Genomic DNA, 20,209 nt, shown 5'->3' with positions numbered 1-20,209 from the left:
TAAAAGTGGCATTTCCCACTTTACGTACCATTAAACTTCATTTTTTAAACGAAAACCTAATTTTGCAAAAGGCTCAAGCAAAAAACATACGGTTTGTCGGGCGGGGAGCAACAACGGGTGGCAATTGCGAGGATATTGTTAAAGCCATGCGACCTCATCCTTGCCGACGAACCGACAGGATCATTGGACGTCGACAACCGCAATGAAATTGTGAAGCTTCTGAAGGAACTGAATCATAAAGGCAAAACGATTATTATCGTCACTCATGATGAGTACGTTGCGGGAGAATGTGGCAGAGTGATTTCACTGTCGTGAAGAAGAGGTTGCCCGAATATCCCGTTTTGTGAAAACATGAAAGAAATGTCCCACGAAGCCCGATGAGCAGTGTGGCAAAACGTATTAGTAGTGGCACAAAAAGCGACAATTGCAATATACTGACTTAGGAAGAAATAAAGACCTCGTAACAAATCCGCTATAAACCAAAGCGACATCCGTGCAGCAACCGGGTAAAAGCTTTGGTTTTTGTCTATCCATGAGTTTTTTTACACAAATTGCCAACACATTCCCTATAAAAAGTATATCATTCCGACACTTTACGGGCCTTTTAATAGCATATAACTATCAATATATAGCAAATATTTTATTCTAAAGATAAAAGTGATACACTATATAACAGGTTGTAATTATTCCAGAAAAGGTGTGTACTAGGTAGCACCCTGACTTGCAACGGGGCCAGATCAGGAGCCGCCTGCATCTTTTCTCCAAATACCAGCGAGTTAGGACGGTAAACATGAGTAACAGACAAATGCAAACAGACGTTATCTTAATTGGTGCCGGCATCATGAGTGCGACTCTAGGGTCACTGCTGAAAGAATTAGTACCAGACTGGAAAATTACAGTATTCGAAAAGCTCTCCAGAGCGGGAGAGGAAAGCTCTAATGAATGGAACAATGCCGGAACGGGGCATGCTGCACTCTGTGAGCTGAACTACACAACAGAAAAGAAAGACGGAACGATCGACATCAGCAAGGCAATCAAGATCAACGAGCAGTTCCAGGTTTCCATGCAGTTTTGGTCTTATCTCGTAAAAAGCAAGCTGATTAGCAATCCGCAAGATTTTATCATGCCGTTGCCTCATATGAGCTTGGTGCAAGGGGAGAAAAATGTCTCTTTCTTGAGGAAACGTTTCGAAGCGATGTCCAAGAATCCTCTGTTCCAGGGCATGGAGTTTTCGGATGACCCGGAAAAACTGAAGGAATGGATTCCGCTCGTGATGGAGGGTCGTTCCTCGGATGAGCCGATCGCAGCCACAAAGATCGACTCCGGAACGGATGTGAACTTTGGGGCGTTGACGCGGATGTTGTTTGACCACCTGAAGACGAAAAACGTGGAAGTAAACTATGAGCATAGTGTTGATGATATTAAACGTACCAGCGACGGCTCTTGGGAATTGAAAGTGAAAAATCTCAAGAACGGCATCGTCCAACGCCATAAGGCGAAGTTCGTCTTTATCGGCGGCGGTGGCGGAAGCCTGCATTTGCTGCAAAAATCCGGTATTCCGGAAGGGAAGCGCATTGGCGGATTCCCGGTAAGTGGTATCTTTATGGTCTGTAAAAACCAGGATATCGTGGAGCAGCATCATGCAAAAGTTTACGGAAAAGCCAAGGTTGGCGCTCCGCCAATGTCTGTTCCGCATCTGGACACACGTTACATCGACGGCAAGAAGTCGTTGCTGTTCGGGCCTTTTGCCGGGTTCTCGCCGAAGTTCCTGAAAACCGGCTCCATGTTCGATTTGATTACTTCTGTCAAACCGAACAACGTGCTGACAATGCTGGCAGCAGGCGCGAAAGAAATGTCGTTGACGAAGTACCTGATCCAGCAAGTCATGCTGTCCAAAGAGCAGCGCATGGAAGAGCTGCGCGAGTTTATCCCGAACGCGAAGAGCGAGGATTGGGATTTGGTCGTGGCCGGCCAGCGCGTGCAGGTTATCAAAGACACCGAGGCAGGCGGAAAAGGAACACTGCAGTTCGGTACCGAAGTCATTACGGCGTCGGACGGCTCGATTGCAGCGTTGCTGGGTGCTTCTCCGGGAGCTTCCACTGCCGTGTCCGTCATGCTTGAGGTCATTAAAAAATGCTTCCCGCAGCATATTAACGAGTGGGAAGTCAAAATCAAAGAAATGATTCCTTCTTATGGCGTGTCATTGATGGACAATCCAGAGTTGTTGCATGAAATTCACTCTTACACAGCACAGGTGCTGGGGCTGGACAGAAAAGTAGCTGTCGCCCGGTAGCCAGCCAGTAATCAATATACGAGCGAAGCGGCCTTTTCCCTGCGATTTGTAGGGGGAAGGCCGTTTTTTTCAGCTTGTCTTTGGCGCCGATTACGAAAAGCGGCAGATCAGCCTCGAAGAATTTTTGCAAAGATAGCATGGCGTGCAGTCAAAAACGCAGGGGGAGAGGAGGCGTTACATGGTAACAGATCAAGACTTAACCATCCATGAACTAAAATCGTTTCTGCAAAGCGGCGAAAGACACTTCAGAAGAGTTTGCGTGGAGACGGGAGCCTTGAGAAACGCTGACTTGCAAAACGCGTGTTTTTCGGGGCAATGCCGTATGTGGCGTAGACATGCACGGCGCCAATATCCAAGGGGTGGAGTCATGGGGGACAATATTTTTCTTTTGACCAACGGCAGTGATGAAACAAGCGTCCACCAGAAGCAACTGACAGAAAGCCCGTTGTGGAAAACGATTCCGGCCGTCCAGCAAGGCCGCGTCTACACGCTGGACAGCAAATTCAACTTCGACGACCCGATTACGTTGGACATGCTGCTCGATGAAATCGTTCAGATCATGGCCGGGGCGGGGAAGGCTGACAAGAAATAAAGCAAACGACAACCGAAGAAGCTGCTCATGCCACGGGGACGGATCGACGCCCGGTTGTGCGAGCGGCTTTTTTGTGTGGAACAGATCGCCCGGCAAATCGAAAGGGGATTGGCATGACGAAAACAATCGTTGAAAAGCTGCGTTTGCACACGTACAAAAAAGCAGCGGTTTTGCATCAGCCGGAGGGCGCAGACTACTTGGCGTCGCAGTCCCTTTTTCTGTGATAGATAAGCCCCTGGTATTTTTCATAAAAAGGAGACAGGCACTTGCGGCCAACGAAGCTCATCCCTGCTTTGCCTGCTTTATTGCGACACGTCTGAAGCGATTCGGAAGATTGCCGTCCCAAAGCAGCTATCCTGTGCTACAATTATGAAAATGATTATCAATATCGCGTTCGCATAAACATCATTGTTGAAAAGTGCAGGAGGTGGCTGTGCATGTTCAGTAATGAGCGGAACCATAGCGAAGCAGGAAGCACGGATGCGCCGCACATGTCGTTGGATGAAGTGCGTGAGTACATAGCCAGCCGTTTTGCGGAGCAGATGTCGATCCAGAGCTTGGCGCAGTTGGCGGGGCTTAGTCCCAATTATTTTGGTGAGGCGTTCAAAAAAGCGTACGGACAGAGCGTGATGGACTATTTGACGGAGCTGCGCATCGGCCACGCCAAGCAGCTTTTGCGCGATTCCGATTTGTATATGCGCGAAATCGCGCGCAAGGTCGGCTACCACGATGAGTTTTACTTCAGCAGAAAGTTTAAAAAAGTAGTCGGGGTTTCGCCTTCTGCATACAGCAGGGACACGAGAAAGCGGGTAGTCGTCACTTCGGCGGCTGCCATCGGCAATCTGCTCGTGCTGGGGGTCGTTCCGGTTGCCGCACCGCTTGATCCGAAGTGGAGCCCGTATTACCACTACTACTATCAAGAGCAGATCAAGGTCCATCTGAGCTCGCCAGAAGCCGACCTGGACGAAGAAAGTCTCCGGAAGCTGATGTCGGCCAAGCCGGACATGCTAATTTTGCACCATGAACACGATCCGATGGTTCGAAAGCAACTGCTCAGCTCCGGGATCGAATGCGTCGAAATCGGAGCGGCGGATTGGCGGGAGCAACTTCGGCAAACGGCCGAAGTCGTAGACAGGCAATCCGTGTGTGAACAATGGATAGCAGACTATGAGACGAGGGCGGCGGAGGCGAGGGAGAGCGTGAGCCAGGCAGTCGGGGCGGATGTATTCATCACGCTTCGCATATCGGGCGAGCAAATCTACCTCTACAGCAACAGAGGGATTCGCGACATGCTTTACGGGGACCTGGCGCTTGCGACGATCCCGGAGCTAAAGCAGTTGTCCAACAAAGAGATTACGCTCGACCAGTTGGCGCAGTTCAATCCTGACAGGCTGCTGCTGTTGATTTGTCCGAACGCAAGCACCAGAAGGTACTGGCTGTCCTTGCAGTACCACACGCAATGGCGGGGGCTGAATGCGGTCAAGAACGGGCAGATGTACGTCATTCCTTCCAACCCGTGGTTCGAATATTCCGCTCTGGCAATGAACCGGATGATGGAAGAGGCTACCTTGATGCTAACAGGGAAAAATCCAGCCCCTTCACCTGTTCCAGTCCATGGAGTCACGTAGCGGATTGCTTTATAATTCCTTCATGTGAGAATCGTTATCACTTGGAGGGGGAGCTTTTTTGATGATAAACGCGGGAAACAAAGGGCGGGGACGCATTCGCAAACCGTTGGCCCTGCTGTCAGCCTTGTTGCTTGTATCCGGACTGCTGGCTGCATGCGGGACGAATGCGGATGCACCCGAGGCGCAGGCGAGCAAACAGGAGACAGCGGCACAGAACAATGCGGCAGACGCGGAAAAGAGCAAGGCTGAGCAGGCGAGCATCTACCCGCTGACGGTCAAAGACGAGCTTGGGCATGAGGTGACGATTCCAGCGAAGCCGACCAAAGTTTTTGCTCCGGTCATGGAGGATTCTTTGCTCACGCTGGGTATCAAGCCTGTACGGCAATGGTCGAACGGCGTAAGCCCGCAGGAATATTTGCAAGATCAGCTCGGCAGCGTGCCGCAGATCAGTTTTGCGGGCGGACAGCCTTCTTTTGAAGCGATTTTGGAATCGCAGCCGGACCTGATTATTTTGCACAATGCGTATGCAGTGGAGAACGGCGTGTACGAGCAATATGCCAAAATCGCGCCTACGTATGTGTTCAAGAGTGCATCCACCGATTTGAACAGCTCGATTCGCGAACTGGGCAAATTGCTGGGGGAGGAAGACAGGGCAGCGCAAGCGATCAAAGACTACGCCGACAAGGTCACAAAAGCAAAAGCCAAGCTGGAAGGAATCACAAAAGGGAAAAAAGCTGCAATCATCCGCTTTAATGCCAAAGGCATGTTTTTCATGAATAGCGACTATTTCAGCGGCTATGTGCTCGCGCATGAGCTGGGCTTCGAGCCAAGCAGCCTGGTGAAAGGCGGCGCTTTTGAAGTGTCCCTGGAAATTTTGCCTGAGCTGGATGCCGATTATATTTTCCTCGTGAACGACGGCAATCAGGGGGATCGCTTTGTAAAAGAGTTGAAGGAAAGCGAAGTGTGGAAAAACGTTCCGGCAGTGAAAAACGGTCGCGTCTTCGAGACGTCCAATGATTACTGGCTGAGTGGCGGATTTATTGCCCAAAGCAAAGTGATGGACGATGTAGTGAGGTTCCTTCAGCCATGAACAAAATGACAGAAAGACCTCATATTGCAGAGCGTTGCTTTGAGTACGAGATGACGTCGAGCAGGCAACTCGACTACCGGATTTTGATTGCCACGCCAAAAGACGAGCCGCCGCCGAGCGGTTACGCAGTCGTCTACGCGTTGGACGGAGATGCGCTGTTTCAGACGCTCGCAGAGGCGGTCAAGCTGCAGACGCGCAAGCCGAAGGGCTTCGACCCGATCTTGGTGATTGGCATTGGCTATCCGTCCAGGGAGCCGTTTGACATGGAGCGGCGTTGCCGCGACTTTACGATGCAGGCCAGCGAAGGAGGGCTTCCGAAACGGCCTGACGGTTCACCGTGGCCGCCGCATGGCGAAGCAGACGACTTCCTCGATTTTCTGGAAACAGAATTGATGCCAGCTATCGCCAAGGAGTGGCCGATTGATCCGGCCAGACAGGCGATTGTCGGACATTCCCTCGGTGGACTGTTTACGCTGCACGCCTTGTTCACCAGACCGCATCTGTTTACGCATTATGCGGCGGGCAGCCCTTCCGTCTGGTGGGCCGACAACGAGGTGCTCAAGGAAATGGAGCAGTTCAAAGCGGGCTGGCAGCGCGAGGAACAGCGTCATCTGCTGCTGACGATCGGGGCAGATGAGCTGGAGGATATGCTCGAAGGCGCGGAAGAGGTCGCCCGGGGGTTGAGTCCGCTCAAAGAGCAGGGGCTTCGTCTGGAATGGATCAAGTTCGCCAGAGAAGATCATGTGACGGTGTTGCCCGCCATGCTCAGCCGCCTGCCGCGGTTTTTGTGGTCCGGAAAAGAAAACACATAACGCGAATCAGTAGTTCGGCTGTCAGCAGAAAATGACAGCCGAACCTTTTTTTATTGCATGACAGCAACCGTCTATGATAATTTTTGTAAAGTCTATCGTACAGACGAATCATCCAGGTGGGCGTGCGTCGGGAGCCAACGCGCGTCCATGACCATCGAACGAGGTGCAGCATGTCGGCATACTTGATCCCGATTCAAACCGCATTTATCGCTTTTTTCCTGCTCGAATTTGTGCTTGTAATCCCGTGGCTGATCTACAGCTACCGAAGTACGGCTATGTGAGCCTGTGGGCTTCTGTCGTGGCCTACTCGTTTATGTACTATATGTTGTCCGCGTTGTTTCTTGTGCTTTTGCCGCTCCCGGAGACGCGGGATACGTGCGCGCACCAGTCAGCGGATACGGTGTACTATTCGCTTGTGCCCTTTTCCTTTGTCAGCGATACGCTTGCGGCCAGCTCAATCGTCTGGTCCAATCCGACCACGTACATGCAGGTTTTTCAGCAGAGCGCCTTTTGGCAAGCAACCTTCAACTTTCTCCTGCTGCTCCCTTTTGGCGTCTACTTGCGCTATTTTTGGCAAGAAAAACGGCACTGGAAGCGAGCGCTTGCTTTCGGCTTTGCCCTGTCCCTGTTTTACGAGGTCACGCAGGTCACCGGAATTTACGGCATCTACAATTGCCCGTATCGCATTTTTGACGTAGACGACTTGATGCTGAACAGCAGCGGAGCGCTGTTTGGCTACTGGATTGGCCCGATTATCCTCGCCCTGTTTCCATCGAAAAAAACGCTGCTGGCGAAAACGGCCAAAATCCGGCAAAGCGAGCGGGTTCCGCCACTGTCGCAGTTGCTGGCAGTGTGGGTCGATTATTTTGCGATTCAGGCAGTCTTGTTTGTCACGATTGGCTTTTTTACGGCAAATGAACTGATTGAGATGCTCTGCACCACTGTGGGCTTTTTGCTTGTCTACTTTGCGCTTCCAGTCCTGTGGGGCGGCAAAACGATAGGGACGAACCTGCTGCGCTTCAAGCTTGCCGATCCGCAGGGAGAGACGCCTTCGCGGAAAGCTTTGCTCTTCTGCGCATTTTCGCTATCGGTGAACAAGCCCGGCTTGATAAATGGGGAGCGGTCAGGCATACTCTCACATAAAAAGGTTGGGCAGTTGAGGAGGTGAAGCCGAGATGTCTGCAAAAAAGGTGTTAATCATTGACGACGAAGAAGATATTTTGAGGCTCATTAAAACGGTACTGCAAAAAGAAGGCATCGAACACGTCTATACGTCTGCGACGGCCAAAGACGGCCTCGCTCAATTTCAGGAAAAGAAGCCGGATCTCGTGCTGCTGGACATCATGCTGCCCGATGGGGAAGGCTATGACGTATGCAAACAAATGAGAAGCATCTCGAAGGTGCCGATTTTGTTCATTTCGGCGAAAACGGAGGAAATTGACAAAATTCTCGGCTTTGCCATCGGCGGTGACGACTATATTACAAAGCCGTTCAGCCCGAAAGAGCTTGCCTACCGCGTCAAGGCGCAGTTGAGGCGAGCAGACTATGCCGCAGCAGAGTCTGTGGAGGAAGCAGACCCTGTGCTAAAGGCAGGCCCCATCGAGTTGAATCCGCAAAAAGCAGAGCTGTTAAAGAACGGCGTTGCCATTGAGTTAAAGCCGAAAGAGCTTGGGCTGATGAAGGTGTTTCTGGAAAACGTCAACAAAGTGATTAGCAAGGAAAAGCTGTATGACACGGTCTGGGGCGAGGATTTTATCGGAATCGACAACACCGTCATGGTGCACATTCGCAGGCTGCGGGAAAAAATCGAGGACCAGCCGAAGTATTTGATTACGATGAAAGGCTTGGGGTACATTCACGCTGACACCAGAAGGAAAAGATGCGCTGCAAAAAAAGAACGCGTGGATTCAGATTCTCGATGAAAACGGCAACGAAGTGTGGGGCTATCGGGTGCCCGCAGGCGTGATGAAGCATTATACGCCAGCAGACATGATTCAAATGTACAAGTACCAGGAAGTGAATGGCGATACGACCGTGTTCGTAGGGGAAAAGGCGAGCGCAGACAGGCGCTACAGCTACTTCATCGGAATGGAAAACCCGAATCTCAGTCGGTACGTGATTTTTTACGACAACCAGGTCATCCTGCACTCGGAAATGCTGCGCGACCCGGACTATCATTTTACGCTGGACGAAATCAGGGAGTATGCAGCGATTATCGAGAAAAAGTCAGTGTACATCAAAGAGGTCATCGAAGACCTGAACTTGACGACGCGGCTGAGGAACAAAGAGCTGTCGCTGCAGCGGAAGACGGTCAACATGGTCACGCTCTTGCGCAGCATCGTGATTGACATCCTCAACGACCCGAAGTACGCCAACTGCCACATCGAATTTGCGTTCAGCGAAGAGTACATCCCCGTAGAGGCAGATGAAATCTTGATGTGGCGGGCGATCAACAACCTGATCTACAACGCGCTCGTCCACAACGATGACGGGGTAAAGATTACGGTGAGCGTTGAAAAGAAAGAACGCGTGCGCATTACGATTGCGGACGATGGAAAAGGGATTAAAAAAGAAGAGCTGAACCGGATTTTTGACCGTTACTACCGGGGGACGAACACGGGCGATGCGCATAAAGGCTCCGGGCTGGGCATGGCGATTGCTCACGATATCATCAAGGCGCATCAGGGAGAGATCGTCATCAACAGCGAGGAAGGACGCGGAACTGTAGTAGAGATTACTTTGTAGATAATCATGTAGGGAAGCGGGACACCTGTGCAGGGTGTCTTTTTATGCGGGTTTGTGGGAGGTTTGGACCACAGAAATTTATTTTATCTATCACATATTTTTTATTTTATATAAGTCTGAATATATTGATTTACCAACTGTTTTTCTAGTGAATATAATTGTTATTATCAGAAAAACATATTACAATAAACAAGTGTTTCTGGAGTAAAGCACGCTAAAAGGGGGAGAAGAATAATCTTACCAACTATTAGGAATGCTTTATTAGAAGCACGACATGATGCAGGAGAACGTTTTTTTATCAAGTAAAAATGATCGCCTGCTCATGATGTGTACGATTAGGTAGTACTCTACAGCTTTTTCGCAAATACAGCTAGCCAAAGCAGAGAGGAAGAAGAACCGAAGTGGAAAAGAAAGAGTTAAAAAGGGGTCTGGAAACGCGCCACATTCAAATGATCGCATTGGGCGGTACAATTGGCGTAGGGCTCTTTATGGGTTCGGCAAGCACGATTCAATGGACGGGTCCATCCGTAATGCTTGCTTATGCAATTGTAGGAATTTTTATATTTTTTATCATGCGCGCCATGGGGGAAATGCTGTATGTAGAGCCGAGCACCGGGTCGTTCGCGACGTTTGGCTACAAGTACATTCATCCCTTGGCTGGTTACTTGACGGCCTGGAGCAACTGGTTCCAGTGGGTCGTCGTGGGGATGGCGGAGATTATCGCCGTCGGGACGTACATGAAGTACTGGTTCCCGGATTTGCCGGCCTGGATTCCCGGGATTATTGCCATGCTGATTCTCGGGGCAGCGAACTTGTTCTCCGTTAAATCGTTTGGTGAATTTGAGTTTTGGTTCGCTATGATTAAAATTGTTACGATCGTCTTGATGATTATCGCCGGATTTGGCCTGATTTTCTTCGGAATCGGCAACGGCGGCAACGCAATCGGATTGTCGAACCTGTGGGAACACGGCGGCTTTTTTGCTGGCGGCTGGACAGGCTTTTTCTTCGCTTTATCATTGGTAATCGGGGCTTATCAAGGGGTCGAGCTGATCGGGATTACGGCTGGTGAGGCAAAAGATCCAAAGAAAACGTTGACGAGCGCGATCCAAAGCATCATCTGGCGTATTCTCATTTTCTACATCGGTGCAATCTTTGTTATTGTAACCGTTTACCCATGGGATCAACTGCAGTCGATTGGCAGCCCGTTCGTGGCGACGTTTGCGAAAATCGGGATTACGGCAGCGGCTGGACTGATTAACTTTGTCGTTATCACCGCAGCGATGTCCGGCTGTAATAGTGGTATTTACAGTGCGGGTCGCATGCTTTATACGCTCGGTATGAACGGACAGGCTCCGAAAATTTTCACCAAGCTGTCCCATAACGGCGTGCCGCTTCTGGGAACGATCGGCGTGCTGATCGGCTTGGGCGTCGGCGTGATTTTGAGCTATATCGCGCCGGAAAATCTGTTTGTGTATGTGTACAGCGCAAGCGTGCTGCCTGGAATGGTTCCGTGGTTCGTCATTCTAATCAGCCAAATCCGCTTCCGCAAGCAAAGAGCGGCAGAGCTGCGCGATCATCCGTTCAAAATGCCGCTTGCTCCACTGACCAACTACGTCACGATTGCCTTTTTGCTGATGGTACTGGTCGGAATGTGGATTAACGATGAAACACGCATCTCGCTGATTGCCGGGATTGTGTTCCTGGGCATCATGACGATCAGCTTTTACGCTTTTGGCATTGGCAAGGCGGTTCCGCTCGATGAGCAGGACGGGAACGCCAAGCGGTAATAATCGTTTGGGCAACAGATAGGGACATTGGCGACGATGTCCCTATTTTTTTGTGCAGATAAAAATTATCCAGTATCAGGGCAACTAACCTTCGAGGTTCGCCAATGGCTTGGCGCAGCCAAGTTTTCTAATCTGTGCGGGAAAAAGAGGCGGTGCAGTTGCAGGGTTGAAATTTAAGTTCGAGAATCTTAAAATAAAGATATTATTTGGTGAGAAGCTACGTGTGTCACTGGAAGAAAAATGCGAAACAGTAAGGGGGCTTTTTGCGTGGAAATAGGGGTAAGCACCTTTGTCGAAACGACGCCGGACCCACAAACCGGCGAGGTTATCAGCCATGCGCAGCGTTTGCGGGAAGTGGTCGAGGAAATTGTGCTGGCGGATCAGGTAGGGCTTGATGTGTTTGGCGTTGGCGAGCATCACCGGAAAGACTTTGCTGCGTCTTCTCCCGCGATGGTGCTTGCGGCGGCTGCGCCACAGACCAAGCGGATTCGACTGACGAGCGCGGTGACGGTGCTGTCTTCGGCTGACCCGGTTCGTGTATTCCAGGACTTTGCGACACTCGATGCGCTCTCGAACGGACGCGCAGAAATCATGGCCGGGAGAGGGTCTTTTATCGAATCATTTCCTTTGTTCGGCTATGATTTGAACGATTACGATGAGTTGTTCGAAGAAAAGCTGGAGCTGCTGCTGAAAATCCGCGCGTCGGAAAAGGTGACCTGGAGCGGCAAGCATCGGCCTGCCATCCAAAATCTCGGGATTTATCCGCGGCCTGTCCAGGACCCGCTGCCCGTCTGGATCGGCAGTGGCGGCAACACGCAATCGGTCATTCGGGCCGGACTGCTGGGGCTTCCGCTCGTTCTCGCCATCATTGGCGGCCGCCCAGTGCAGTTTGCGCCGCTGGTCGAGCTGTACAGGCGCGCAGCGATCAAAGGCGGTCACGATCCGCGCAAGCTGCGGGTGGCTTCCCACTCGCACGGCTTCATCGATTGGGATACGGAGACGGCAGCCGACAAGTTTTTCCCGTCTACCCAGCAAGTCATGAACGTCCTGGGACGGGAGCGCGGCTGGGGGCACTACGACCGCTCGAGCTTTGACGCGGCCAGAAGCTTTGAAGGCGCGCTGTACGTAGGCGACCCGGAAACCGTAGCGGCGAAGATCATTCACCTGCGCAAACAGGTCGGGATCACCCGGTTCATGCTGCACGTTCCTGTAGGCACGATGCCGCACGATCAGGTCATGCAGGCGATTCGGCTCTTGGGCACCGAGGTGGCGCCGCGCGTGCGCGAAGAAGTGGCAAAGTGGGAAGCGGCAGAGTGAACCAGCCGTCGGCAGCGTGGTCTGCTCTGTCTGGGGAGTCCTCGTAACGAGCAAAAAGGCAGATTGTATGAGGTGGAAGCAGTCAGATGCTCCACCTTTTTTTATTTGGATAGTACGAGACGTAACGTACGCCAGGAACGTCTACCTTGTAACCAATCATTAAAGCAAATAAGGTGGGCTTCCTATGAAAAAAGTGGTCGTCACGTGCTTTTGCATGCTTTTCGCAGCTTTTGTCAGCGGCTGCGCCCCGGAGGAAACTGTACAGGAGAACGCCTTGCCAGCGCCGAAAGAAGCTCCGGCCGCGGCTGATGCCGGTGCTGCGTTGAATCAGACGATAGACATCTCCGCAAACCAGAACAAAATCGCCAGCTATATGGTGGAGGAATGCAAAAAGGCGTTCTCGCCCTACTATGAGCTGCTGGCGTTTACTTTGTCCGACTACGAGGAAAAAACCGTCGATGGAAAAGTGGAAGCCATTTTCGGGTATCAGGTGAAATATAAAAACTTCGAGAAAGACCCGGACACCGTAGACTACATCAAGGCGGCAAAAGCCAAAGGCGACCCGCGATATCAGCAGTTGCACGACGAGTATTTGCAGCCCAAAGAAATGAACTTTCATTTGAAGGCGGTAATCGAACATAACGGCTCTGTCACGCTTTACACCAATGTAAAACCATAAGGGATACAGTGGGAAAAAGTCGTCATGTCTGACTTTGTACTGAAAAAATAGGCGAATAGGCACGTTTTCCAGAATCGGATGAATTAACGGTTTCAAAGAACTGGAAAGTAGGGTATATTCCTAGGTGGGCAATAATACCTATTTCATTAGTTGGATCACCCATTACAAGCATTCGGGGAGGCAGCATTTTGAAGACGACGTTATTTGCGCAGGAGACTCCTTTACATAAAGTCTTTTCCGATGATTACTTGTTTACGATTCCTTCCGTTCAGCGTCCGTACTCATGGACGACCAACGAAGCGGGAGAACTGCTGGATGATTTGCTCGACTTTATCGAACATTACGGGATTACGGAAAAAAATATTGGCGATGTAGAGGAGCCTTATTTTCTCGGCAGCATTGTGCTGGTCAAGAAAGACGGCCCTCATGCAGAAGTGTTGGACGGCCAGCAGCGGCTTACGACATTGACGATTTTGCTTGCGGTATTGCGGGATTATTTGGGCGACGACTACGCTGCCGAGATTGATGACATGATCGTGCAAAGAGGGAGCAAGATTCGAAACATTGCCGATACGTACCGTCTCTGTCTGCGCAATCGCGACAGCGACTTTTTCAAAGTGAGCATTCAGGAGCGGGGTGCTACGCAAAAGCTGAATGCAGATACGCCCGTGAAAACGGACAGTCAAAAGGCGATTCGGGACAACGCCCTGTACTTTTTGGAGCGGCTCAACGAATTGGATCCGCACACGGTCAAGACGCTGCCTGGCGTGATCGCAACGCTTTGCTATATTGTCGTGGTGTCGACTCCCAATTTTGATTCGGCTTTCCGCATTTTTACCGTGCTGAATGATCGCGGGCTGGATCTGATGACGAGCGATATTTTCAAAGCGCAGGTCATTGGCGATATCCCGAAACATGAGCAGGACCACTACACAAGCAAGTGGGAAGACGTCGAGGTTTCTCTCGGCAGGGACCGTTTCAACAAGCTGTTCGATCACATGAGGATGATTATCCAGAAGCGAAAAGGCAGCGCGAATTACAAAGACGAGTACAACGAGATTTTTTCCACGATCAGCGGCAGCCGGTTTATTGATGAATACTTGATCCCGTATGGGGAGATTTATTTAAAGCTGGTAAACTACAATTCATTTTTCAGCCAGCAGCCACAGCTTATCAAGATTTTGAGCTTGTTGAACCGGATTGACAACAACGACTGGATTCCGCCTGCCATGTACTACATGCGTCATCACAACCAAAAGGTAGAAGATTTTCTCTACCGCCTGGAGGTGCTGGCTGGTACGAGCATGATTTTGCGGAAAAACTTCAACTGGCGCATGTCGCGGTACTCGCAAATTTTGCGAGAGATGGATAAAGGCGTCGACATGTTTTCCGACGAGTCGGCTCTTGAGGTGACGGAAGAGGATAAGCAGGAAGTCATTCGCATGCTGAACGGAGATGTGTACACGGATCTCAAGGATACGGCCAAGCGCTATTTGCTTTTGCGCCTGGACTCGCTTTTGACGGCAGGGCAGCCTTACTACGACTATTCGGTTATTACCGTCGAGCACGTCTTGCCGCAAACGCCCAAACCGAACAGCGACTGGTTGCAGCATTTCCCCAATCCTTCCGAGTACGTTCATAAACTGGGCAATCTCGTGTTGCTGACACGGGCCAAAAATGCGCAGGCCAAAAACTATGATTTTCAAAAGAAGAAAGCCTCCTATTTTCAAACGAGCAACGGGATCAGCTCATTTGCGCTCACGACTCAAGTGATTCAGGAGAAAGAGTGGACGCCGGATGTTTTGAAAAAGAGACAAAAGAAGCTGATCGACTTGCTCAAAAACGCCTGGAACCTGCACGCGAAAAGCACGACGACCAGTCCCTGAACAACTGGATGCCTTCGATAAGTTCGAAGGTGTCTTTTTCTTTAAGATTGAAAAGGGGAAGTCACAAGTTTGTTAAATCCTCCCTTTTGTTTTGATGAGTGGTAGTCATGAACTACAGACAGACCTTGAAACTTCTGAACATTCGGGATAATCTTGAGGGAAAGGATTGATTCGTAAAGCGGAGGGTGGTTGATGCATGTTCGAGGAAAGCGTTTCGTTGCGGATGTGGAAACGTTTTGTTCAAGAAGGTGTAATTGACTCAGCACGAATCAACAAACGGATTACAGAGTCGTGGCATCGCTGCAAAAGAAATCGGGTAAATCCGTACGCAGGAACGGGACAGGTTGTGTTGGCAGGAGACGCTTTGAAAAGGCAGCAGGAGAGCAGCCGGCTTTTGCTGGAGCTTGCCTTGCCGCAGATCGACCGACTGTCGCCTTTTATTCACGATGTGGGAATGATTGCGCTCGTGATTGATCCCGAGGGCTATGTGTTGAGCATGCGCGGCGAAAAACGGGCACTTTTGGATGCGAACGCGATCAATTTCGTCGAGGGCGTGCGCTGGACGGAGGAAGAGGTAGGGACCAATGCCATCGGAACGGCGCTCATGGCAAAGGAAGCGATCATGGTCAACGGGACGGAGCATTATTCTGTTGCCTCTCATCGCTGGAGCTGTTTTGCCGCGCCGATTCGCGACGAAGCAGGCGGCCTGCTCGGGGTCATTGACGTATCCAGCCCGCTGGAGCGCAGCCATCCCCAGACGATGGCGACCGTTATGACATTGGCGTACTCCATCGAGCAGGCGTGGATGAAGCAGCGGCAGCAGGACGAGCTGGAATTGCTGCAGCGCTCCGTGCTTTTGGCGGACGAACCGGAACGGCATCTGATCGTCTACAACCAGGAAGAGCGGGTGGTGTACGCGAGTGCGGGCATACGCAAACAAATTGCTGGCTGGTCAGGACGGACGCGGCGCGAGCTGGCCGAATACGGGCTGATGGAGGTCAGGCAAGCCCCGGTGTTCTCCGGGCGCCATAACGGCTTGATCGGCTGGATTGTCGAGCTGACTCCCAGCAGCACGCGGGCTCCGCGCATTTTTCTCAGCGGCAGCCCCGCGTTTCAGTTCAAAGGCGAGAAGGGAACAAGCGCGGCTTTTGCCCGTGTGCTGCGGGAGCTGGAGCGAATTGCGCCAACGGACGGCAATGTCGTGATTTACGGCGAGAGCGGCACGGGAAAAGAGCTGGCGGCGCAAGCGATTCACGACAACAGCCCGCGCCGGGAAGGGCCGTTTGTCGCGGTCAACTGCGGGGCGATCCCGCGCGAGCTGATGGAAAGCGAGCTGTTTGGCTATGTCGAGGGAGCCTTCACGGGGGCGCGCCGCCGCGGGTACAAGGGCAAGCTGGCGCAGGCCAACGGGGGAACGCTGTTTCTCGACGAGATCGGGGAAATTCCGGCGGCGATGCAGGTAGCTTTGCTGCGAGTCCTCCAGGAGCGAAAAGTCACGCCGATCGGGAGTGCGGAAGAACAATCGCTGGATATTCGCGTCATCGCGGCTACGCACCGCAATTTGCGCCAGCAGGTGAGCGAAGGCACGTTTCGCGAGGACTTGTACTATCGGCTGCACGTGCTGCCCGTCTCGCTGCCGCCGCTTCGTTCGCGCAAGGAGGACATTCCGCTGCTCATTCGGCATTATTGCCGCAAAAACGGCTACGACGAGCTGGAGTTGCCGGACGTTTTGCAAAAGGAGCTGCTAGCCTACGACTGGCCGGGAAACATTCGCGAGCTGTACAACGTGGTGGAGCGTCTCAGAGTGATTCCCAGAGAAGATTGGAAGCGTTTTCTTGCCGGCTTAACCCGGCCCGATCTGAACCACGATTTTTCCGTCTCCGTGTATCCGGACCAGCCAAGTACAGATTTGCGCCTCGGCGCAGGTCACGCGGCAAACGAGCCAGCTTTTTACGAACCGGACTCCTTGCGCTATCGCGAGAAGCTGGAACGGCAAACGATCGTCCAGGCGCTGGAAAAGAGCGGCGGCAGCGCGTCTGTGGCGGCCGAGCTGCTGGGCATTCCGCGCAGCACTTTTTACCGCAAGCTGAAAAAGTATCGGCTCTGAGCCTCTGACGACGAAAACAACAGGGAGGAACGCACGTATGCAACCGACATGGCGACAAACGACGCTGCAACTGCTCGACACGACCTCCCGGATACATACGGGGGACGTGCTTGTCCCGTTTGGCATCGACGAAGCGTACGCCCGCCTGTGTGCAAAAGATGCGGCAATCGCGCCGCTGGTTCACCTCTGGCGGCACGAAAAGGCAGTGGTGCTCGGCTCGCGGGACGCCAAGCTGCCACAGGCGGCGGAGGCTGTTCGCGAGCTGGAGGCAAAAGGATATCGCACGGCTGTCCGCCAATCGGGGGGCGCGGCCGTTCCGCTCGCTCCGGGCGTGGTCAATCTGTCGCTGGTGATGCCTGTCGGAGCTGCCGACTTGAATCCCGAGCCGTTTTTCGCGCAAATGGTCGAGCTGATTCGCGCAGCGTTGGGCGACGATGGAGAGCGCATGAACAGCGGCGAGGTCGTAGGTTCCTATTGTCCAGGGACGTACGATCTTGCCATCGACGGCTATAAATTTTGCGGGATTGCCCAGCGGCGTTTGACACGCGCCGTTGCTGTGCAGGCGTTCATCAATGCAGAGGGCTGCGGGCGTGCGTACGGTGAGGTCGTCCAGTCCTTTTACGAGACGGCTGCCCAAGGAGCCTGTGTCGAGCAGTATCCGCAGGTGCAGCCTGAACGGATGGCAAGCCTGTCCGAGCTGGGCGTGCCGGGTGGAGCCGAATGGTTGGCCGCGCGAATACGCAAGGTGTTGCACGCACAGGCAGCATCTTCGTTTTCGGTGCTGGATGTCTGTCCGCCATGGCTTGCCCGGGAGGCGGAGAGCGCGCTCCATATGCTGCAAGGAAGACAGCGTCACCTGGTCGGTTCTTAAAGAACCGGCCTTTTTTATTTTCTGCCATCGACCAAGCCGGACAGAGGCAGGTGCGGCCCAGTGAGAATGTGAGAAAAAATGGGACAAAATGGGACGCCCGTCTCAGTTTGTCTCACCTGCGAGGGACATGTCCCGGCAAAACGAGGCGGAAACATGGCGCAAATACGCGTTTTTGTCGGACAGGCCCAGGCTGGCACAAGGATTGCACATAGAAAAGGGCAAGAGCGATCGACCGGTCGTTCCAGACAAGTCACGATGGAGGAGGCGTATCTGATGAAAGTAATCCAGGCGGAAGAACAGGTGCTGTCCCGTGAGCAGGCGAAATGGATGTACCGCAAAATGCTGGAGATCCGCAAATTCGAGGACGCGGTTCACGTGTTGTTCGGACAGGGCAAGCTGCCAGGCTTTGTTCACTTGTATGCGGGAGAAGAGGCGATTGCGGTTGGGCTGGGCGTACATCTGAACCAGCAGGACAGCATTACCAGCACGCACCGTGGTCACGGCCACTGCATTGCCAAAGAGTGCGACTTGAATGGAATGATGGCGGAGATTTACGGCAAGGCGACAGGGCTGTGCAAAGGCAAGGGCGGCTCGATGCACATCGCGGACCTGGACAAAGGGATGCTGGGGGCAAACGGCATCGTCGGAGGCGGATTCCCGCTGGCGTGTGGCTCGGCGTTGACAGCCAAGCTGAAAAAGACCAGTGCGGTCAGCGTATGTTTCTTTGGGGATGGCGCAAACAACCAGGGAACTTTCCACGAAGGCTTGAATCTGGCGGCGATCTGGAAGCTGCCTGTCGTGTTTGTGGCAGAAAACAACGGGTACGGAGAGGCGACGCCGTTTACATACGCCTCGAGCTGCACTCATATCGCCGATCGTGCAAGCGGTTACAATATGCCGGGCGTGCGAGTGGATGGCAAAGACGTACTCGCTGTTTACCGGGCGGCGGAGGAAGCAGTAGCCCGTGCGCGGCGCGGCGAAGGCCCTACCCTGATTGAATGTGTGACTTACCGCAACTACGGGCATTTCGAAGGGGATGCGCAAAAATACAAAAAAGAGAGCGACAAGCAGGAGCACTTGAACGAAAAAGATGCGATTGCGACGTTCCGCAATCATTTGACTGCATCGCAAACGCTCGCTGACGCGGAGCTGACAGAGATCGAGCAGTCGGTGGAAGCGGCGATTCAGGAGGCAATCCGCTTTGCCGAGGAAAGCCCGTATCCGAACGCCGAAGAGCTGCTGACAGACGTGTACGTGTCGTACTAAGAGAGGAGGATGGAGAACATGACGAGAAAAATCAGCTTTTCTGCCGCTGTAAACGAAGCGATGAAGCTGGCGATGAGAGCCGACGAGAACGTGATTTTGCTGGGCGAGGACGTGGCTGGCGGCGCGCAGGTGGACCATTTGCAGGACGATGAAGCGTGGGGCGGCGTGCTTGGCGTGACCAAAGGGCTTGTGCAGGAGTTCGGCCGCGAGCGCGTGCTGGATACGCCGATTACCGAAGCGGGCTACATCGGGGCGGCCATGGCGGCTGCGGCAACAGGGATGAGGCCGATTGCCGAGCTGATGTTCAACGATTTTATCGGAAGCTGCCTTGACATGGTGATGAATCAGGGGGCGAAATTCCGCTACATGTTTGGCGGCAAGGCGCAGGTTCCGATCACGATTCGCACGATGCACGGCGCCGGATTCCGGGCGGCAGCGCAGCACTCGCAGAGCCTGTACGCCATGTTCACGCACATCCCGGGCATCAAGGTAGTCGTGCCGTCCACGCCGTATGAGGCAAAAGGCTTGCTGCTCGCCGCCATCGAGGACAACGACCCGGTCATTTTCTTCGAGGACAAAACGCTGTATAACACCACAGGAGAAGTTCCGGAAGGCTACTACACGATCCCGCTCGGCGTAGCGGACATCAAGCGCGTGGGCAGCGACCTGACGATTGTCGCCATCGGCAAGCAGGTACAGACAGCGCTTGCGGCAGCCGACCAGTTGGCGAAGAAGGGAATCGAGGTCGAGGTAGTCGATCCGCGCACGCTGTCGCCGCTGGATGAGGATACGATTTTGGCTTCCGTCGCGAAGACGAATCGCCTGATCGTGATCGACGAGGCGAACCCGCGCTGCAGCATCGCCACCGATATCGCAGCGCTTGTGGCCGATAAAGGCTTCGACACGTTGGATGCGCCGATCAAACGGATCACAGCGCCGCATACCCCTGTTCCGTTTTCTCCGGTGCTGGAGGATCTGTATCTGCCATCGCCGCAAAAGGTCATTCAGGTCGTGTCGGAAATGATCGGAGACGCTTCGATTACCGCCGTTTCCTGATCGACTGGGCAGCACCCGGCTGTCGGCAACGAGCAATGCCGGGTGCTTTTTCGGCTGAAAACAAGCGCGTAGGCAAGGCA

16 protein-coding genes and 1 pseudogene are annotated in these 20,209 nt (G+C 52.9%); all 17 read left to right on the top strand.

Annotated features, from left to right (window positions below; all coding sequences use genetic code 11):
* Nucleotides 1-72: 72 nt before the first annotated feature.
* A pseudogene (locus AC3WQH_RS13930) lies at nucleotides 73-315 on the top strand (ATP-binding cassette domain-containing protein); the annotation flags it as partial.
* A gap of 433 nt (nucleotides 316-748) precedes the next feature.
* On the top strand, nucleotides 749-2,293 hold the full coding sequence (locus AC3WQH_RS13925) for a malate:quinone oxidoreductase (protein WP_429776198.1): 1,545 nt from the start codon (nucleotides 749-751) through the stop codon (nucleotides 2,291-2,293).
* 367 nt (nucleotides 2,294-2,660) lie between these two features.
* Nucleotides 2,661-2,885 carry an ABC transporter substrate-binding protein gene (locus tag AC3WQH_RS13920; RefSeq protein WP_005830628.1) on the top strand — a complete coding sequence of 75 codons (225 nt, stop codon included), beginning with the start codon at nucleotides 2,661-2,663 and terminating at the stop codon, nucleotides 2,883-2,885.
* A gap of 437 nt (nucleotides 2,886-3,322) precedes the next feature.
* Nucleotides 3,323-4,513 (top strand): helix-turn-helix domain-containing protein, encoded by a 1,191-nt coding sequence (locus AC3WQH_RS13915; RefSeq protein WP_492332095.1) that lies wholly within the window; start codon nucleotides 3,323-3,325, stop codon nucleotides 4,511-4,513.
* Between the two features lie 61 nt (nucleotides 4,514-4,574).
* Nucleotides 4,575-5,603, top strand: a complete 1,029-nt coding sequence (locus tag AC3WQH_RS13910) for an ABC transporter substrate-binding protein (protein WP_492332094.1) — start codon at nucleotides 4,575-4,577, stop codon at nucleotides 5,601-5,603.
* Nucleotides 5,600-6,415: an alpha/beta hydrolase gene (locus tag AC3WQH_RS13905; RefSeq protein WP_327920896.1), complete on the top strand. Its 816-nt coding sequence runs from the start codon at nucleotides 5,600-5,602 to the stop codon at nucleotides 6,413-6,415. The genes AC3WQH_RS13910 and AC3WQH_RS13905 overlap by 4 nt, the downstream gene beginning before the upstream one ends.
* Before the next feature lie 277 nt (nucleotides 6,416-6,692).
* Complete coding sequence (locus tag AC3WQH_RS13900) at nucleotides 6,693-7,583, top strand: VanZ family protein (protein WP_221843747.1); 891 nt, start codon at nucleotides 6,693-6,695, stop codon at nucleotides 7,581-7,583.
* Nucleotides 7,584-7,590: 7 nt separating this feature from the next.
* Nucleotides 7,591-8,337 carry a response regulator transcription factor gene (locus AC3WQH_RS13895; protein WP_025844687.1) on the top strand — a complete coding sequence of 249 codons (747 nt, stop codon included), beginning with the start codon at nucleotides 7,591-7,593 and terminating at the stop codon, nucleotides 8,335-8,337.
* 43 nt (nucleotides 8,338-8,380) lie between these two features.
* Complete coding sequence (locus tag AC3WQH_RS13890; protein ID WP_005830613.1) at nucleotides 8,381-9,160, top strand: sensor histidine kinase; 780 nt, start codon at nucleotides 8,381-8,383, stop codon at nucleotides 9,158-9,160.
* Between the two features lie 401 nt (nucleotides 9,161-9,561).
* Nucleotides 9,562-10,947 carry an amino acid permease gene (locus AC3WQH_RS13885; RefSeq protein WP_005830611.1) on the top strand — a complete coding sequence of 462 codons (1,386 nt, stop codon included), beginning with the start codon at nucleotides 9,562-9,564 and terminating at the stop codon, nucleotides 10,945-10,947.
* Between the two features lie 267 nt (nucleotides 10,948-11,214).
* Nucleotides 11,215-12,264: an LLM class flavin-dependent oxidoreductase gene (locus AC3WQH_RS13880; protein ID WP_005835599.1), complete on the top strand. Its 1,050-nt coding sequence runs from the start codon at nucleotides 11,215-11,217 to the stop codon at nucleotides 12,262-12,264.
* Between the two features lie 184 nt (nucleotides 12,265-12,448).
* Complete coding sequence (locus tag AC3WQH_RS13875; protein WP_327953396.1) at nucleotides 12,449-12,943, top strand: hypothetical protein; 495 nt, start codon at nucleotides 12,449-12,451, stop codon at nucleotides 12,941-12,943.
* Nucleotides 12,944-13,131: 188 nt separating this feature from the next.
* Nucleotides 13,132-14,829, top strand: a complete 1,698-nt coding sequence (locus AC3WQH_RS13870) for a DUF262 domain-containing protein (RefSeq protein WP_283858461.1) — start codon at nucleotides 13,132-13,134, stop codon at nucleotides 14,827-14,829.
* Between the two features lie 196 nt (nucleotides 14,830-15,025).
* Nucleotides 15,026-16,936 (top strand): sigma-54-dependent Fis family transcriptional regulator, encoded by a 1,911-nt coding sequence (locus AC3WQH_RS13865; protein WP_007778120.1) that lies wholly within the window; start codon nucleotides 15,026-15,028, stop codon nucleotides 16,934-16,936.
* Nucleotides 16,937-16,973: 37 nt separating this feature from the next.
* The gene (locus tag AC3WQH_RS13860) at nucleotides 16,974-17,807 is read left to right on the top strand and encodes a lipoate--protein ligase family protein (RefSeq protein WP_005835593.1); all 834 of its coding nucleotides are present in this window, start codon (nucleotides 16,974-16,976) and stop codon (nucleotides 17,805-17,807) included.
* Between the two features lie 273 nt (nucleotides 17,808-18,080).
* Complete coding sequence (locus tag AC3WQH_RS13855; RefSeq protein WP_005826811.1) at nucleotides 18,081-19,073, top strand: thiamine pyrophosphate-dependent dehydrogenase E1 component subunit alpha; 993 nt, start codon at nucleotides 18,081-18,083, stop codon at nucleotides 19,071-19,073.
* Between the two features lie 18 nt (nucleotides 19,074-19,091).
* Entirely contained in the window at nucleotides 19,092-20,129 is a 1,038-nt protein-coding gene (locus AC3WQH_RS13850; RefSeq protein ID WP_005826813.1) for an alpha-ketoacid dehydrogenase subunit beta, read from the top strand.
* Nucleotides 20,130-20,209 lie beyond the last annotated feature (80 nt).

Source organism: Brevibacillus sp. FW301-21C12A (assembly GCF_058788915.1).
The sequence above is the reverse complement of the archived record's forward strand: the minus strand, read 5'-3'. Positions and strand labels throughout refer to the sequence as shown.

What these genes read in the sequence shown, in the direction of transcription:
- AC3WQH_RS13875 (WP_327953396.1), top strand. Translation starts at nt 12,449, where the DNA reads ATGAAAAAAGTGGTCGTCACGTGCTTTTGCATGCTTTTCGCAGCTTTT.
- AC3WQH_RS13910 (WP_492332094.1), top strand. Translation starts at nt 4,575, where the DNA reads ATGATAAACGCGGGAAACAAAGGGCGGGGACGCATTCGCAAACCGTTG.
- AC3WQH_RS13865 (WP_007778120.1), top strand. Translation starts at nt 15,026, where the DNA reads ATGTTCGAGGAAAGCGTTTCGTTGCGGATGTGGAAACGTTTTGTTCAA.
- AC3WQH_RS13850 (WP_005826813.1), top strand. Translation starts at nt 19,092, where the DNA reads ATGACGAGAAAAATCAGCTTTTCTGCCGCTGTAAACGAAGCGATGAAG.
- AC3WQH_RS13905 (WP_327920896.1), top strand. Translation starts at nt 5,600, where the DNA reads ATGAACAAAATGACAGAAAGACCTCATATTGCAGAGCGTTGCTTTGAG.
- AC3WQH_RS13915 (WP_492332095.1), top strand. Translation starts at nt 3,323, where the DNA reads ATGTTCAGTAATGAGCGGAACCATAGCGAAGCAGGAAGCACGGATGCG.
- AC3WQH_RS13920 (WP_005830628.1), top strand. Translation starts at nt 2,661, where the DNA reads ATGGGGGACAATATTTTTCTTTTGACCAACGGCAGTGATGAAACAAGC.
- AC3WQH_RS13855 (WP_005826811.1), top strand. Translation starts at nt 18,081, where the DNA reads ATGAAAGTAATCCAGGCGGAAGAACAGGTGCTGTCCCGTGAGCAGGCG.
- AC3WQH_RS13890 (WP_005830613.1), top strand. Translation starts at nt 8,381, where the DNA reads ATGAAGCATTATACGCCAGCAGACATGATTCAAATGTACAAGTACCAG.
- AC3WQH_RS13895 (WP_025844687.1), top strand. Translation starts at nt 7,591, where the DNA reads ATGTCTGCAAAAAAGGTGTTAATCATTGACGACGAAGAAGATATTTTG.
- AC3WQH_RS13860 (WP_005835593.1), top strand. Translation starts at nt 16,974, where the DNA reads ATGCAACCGACATGGCGACAAACGACGCTGCAACTGCTCGACACGACC.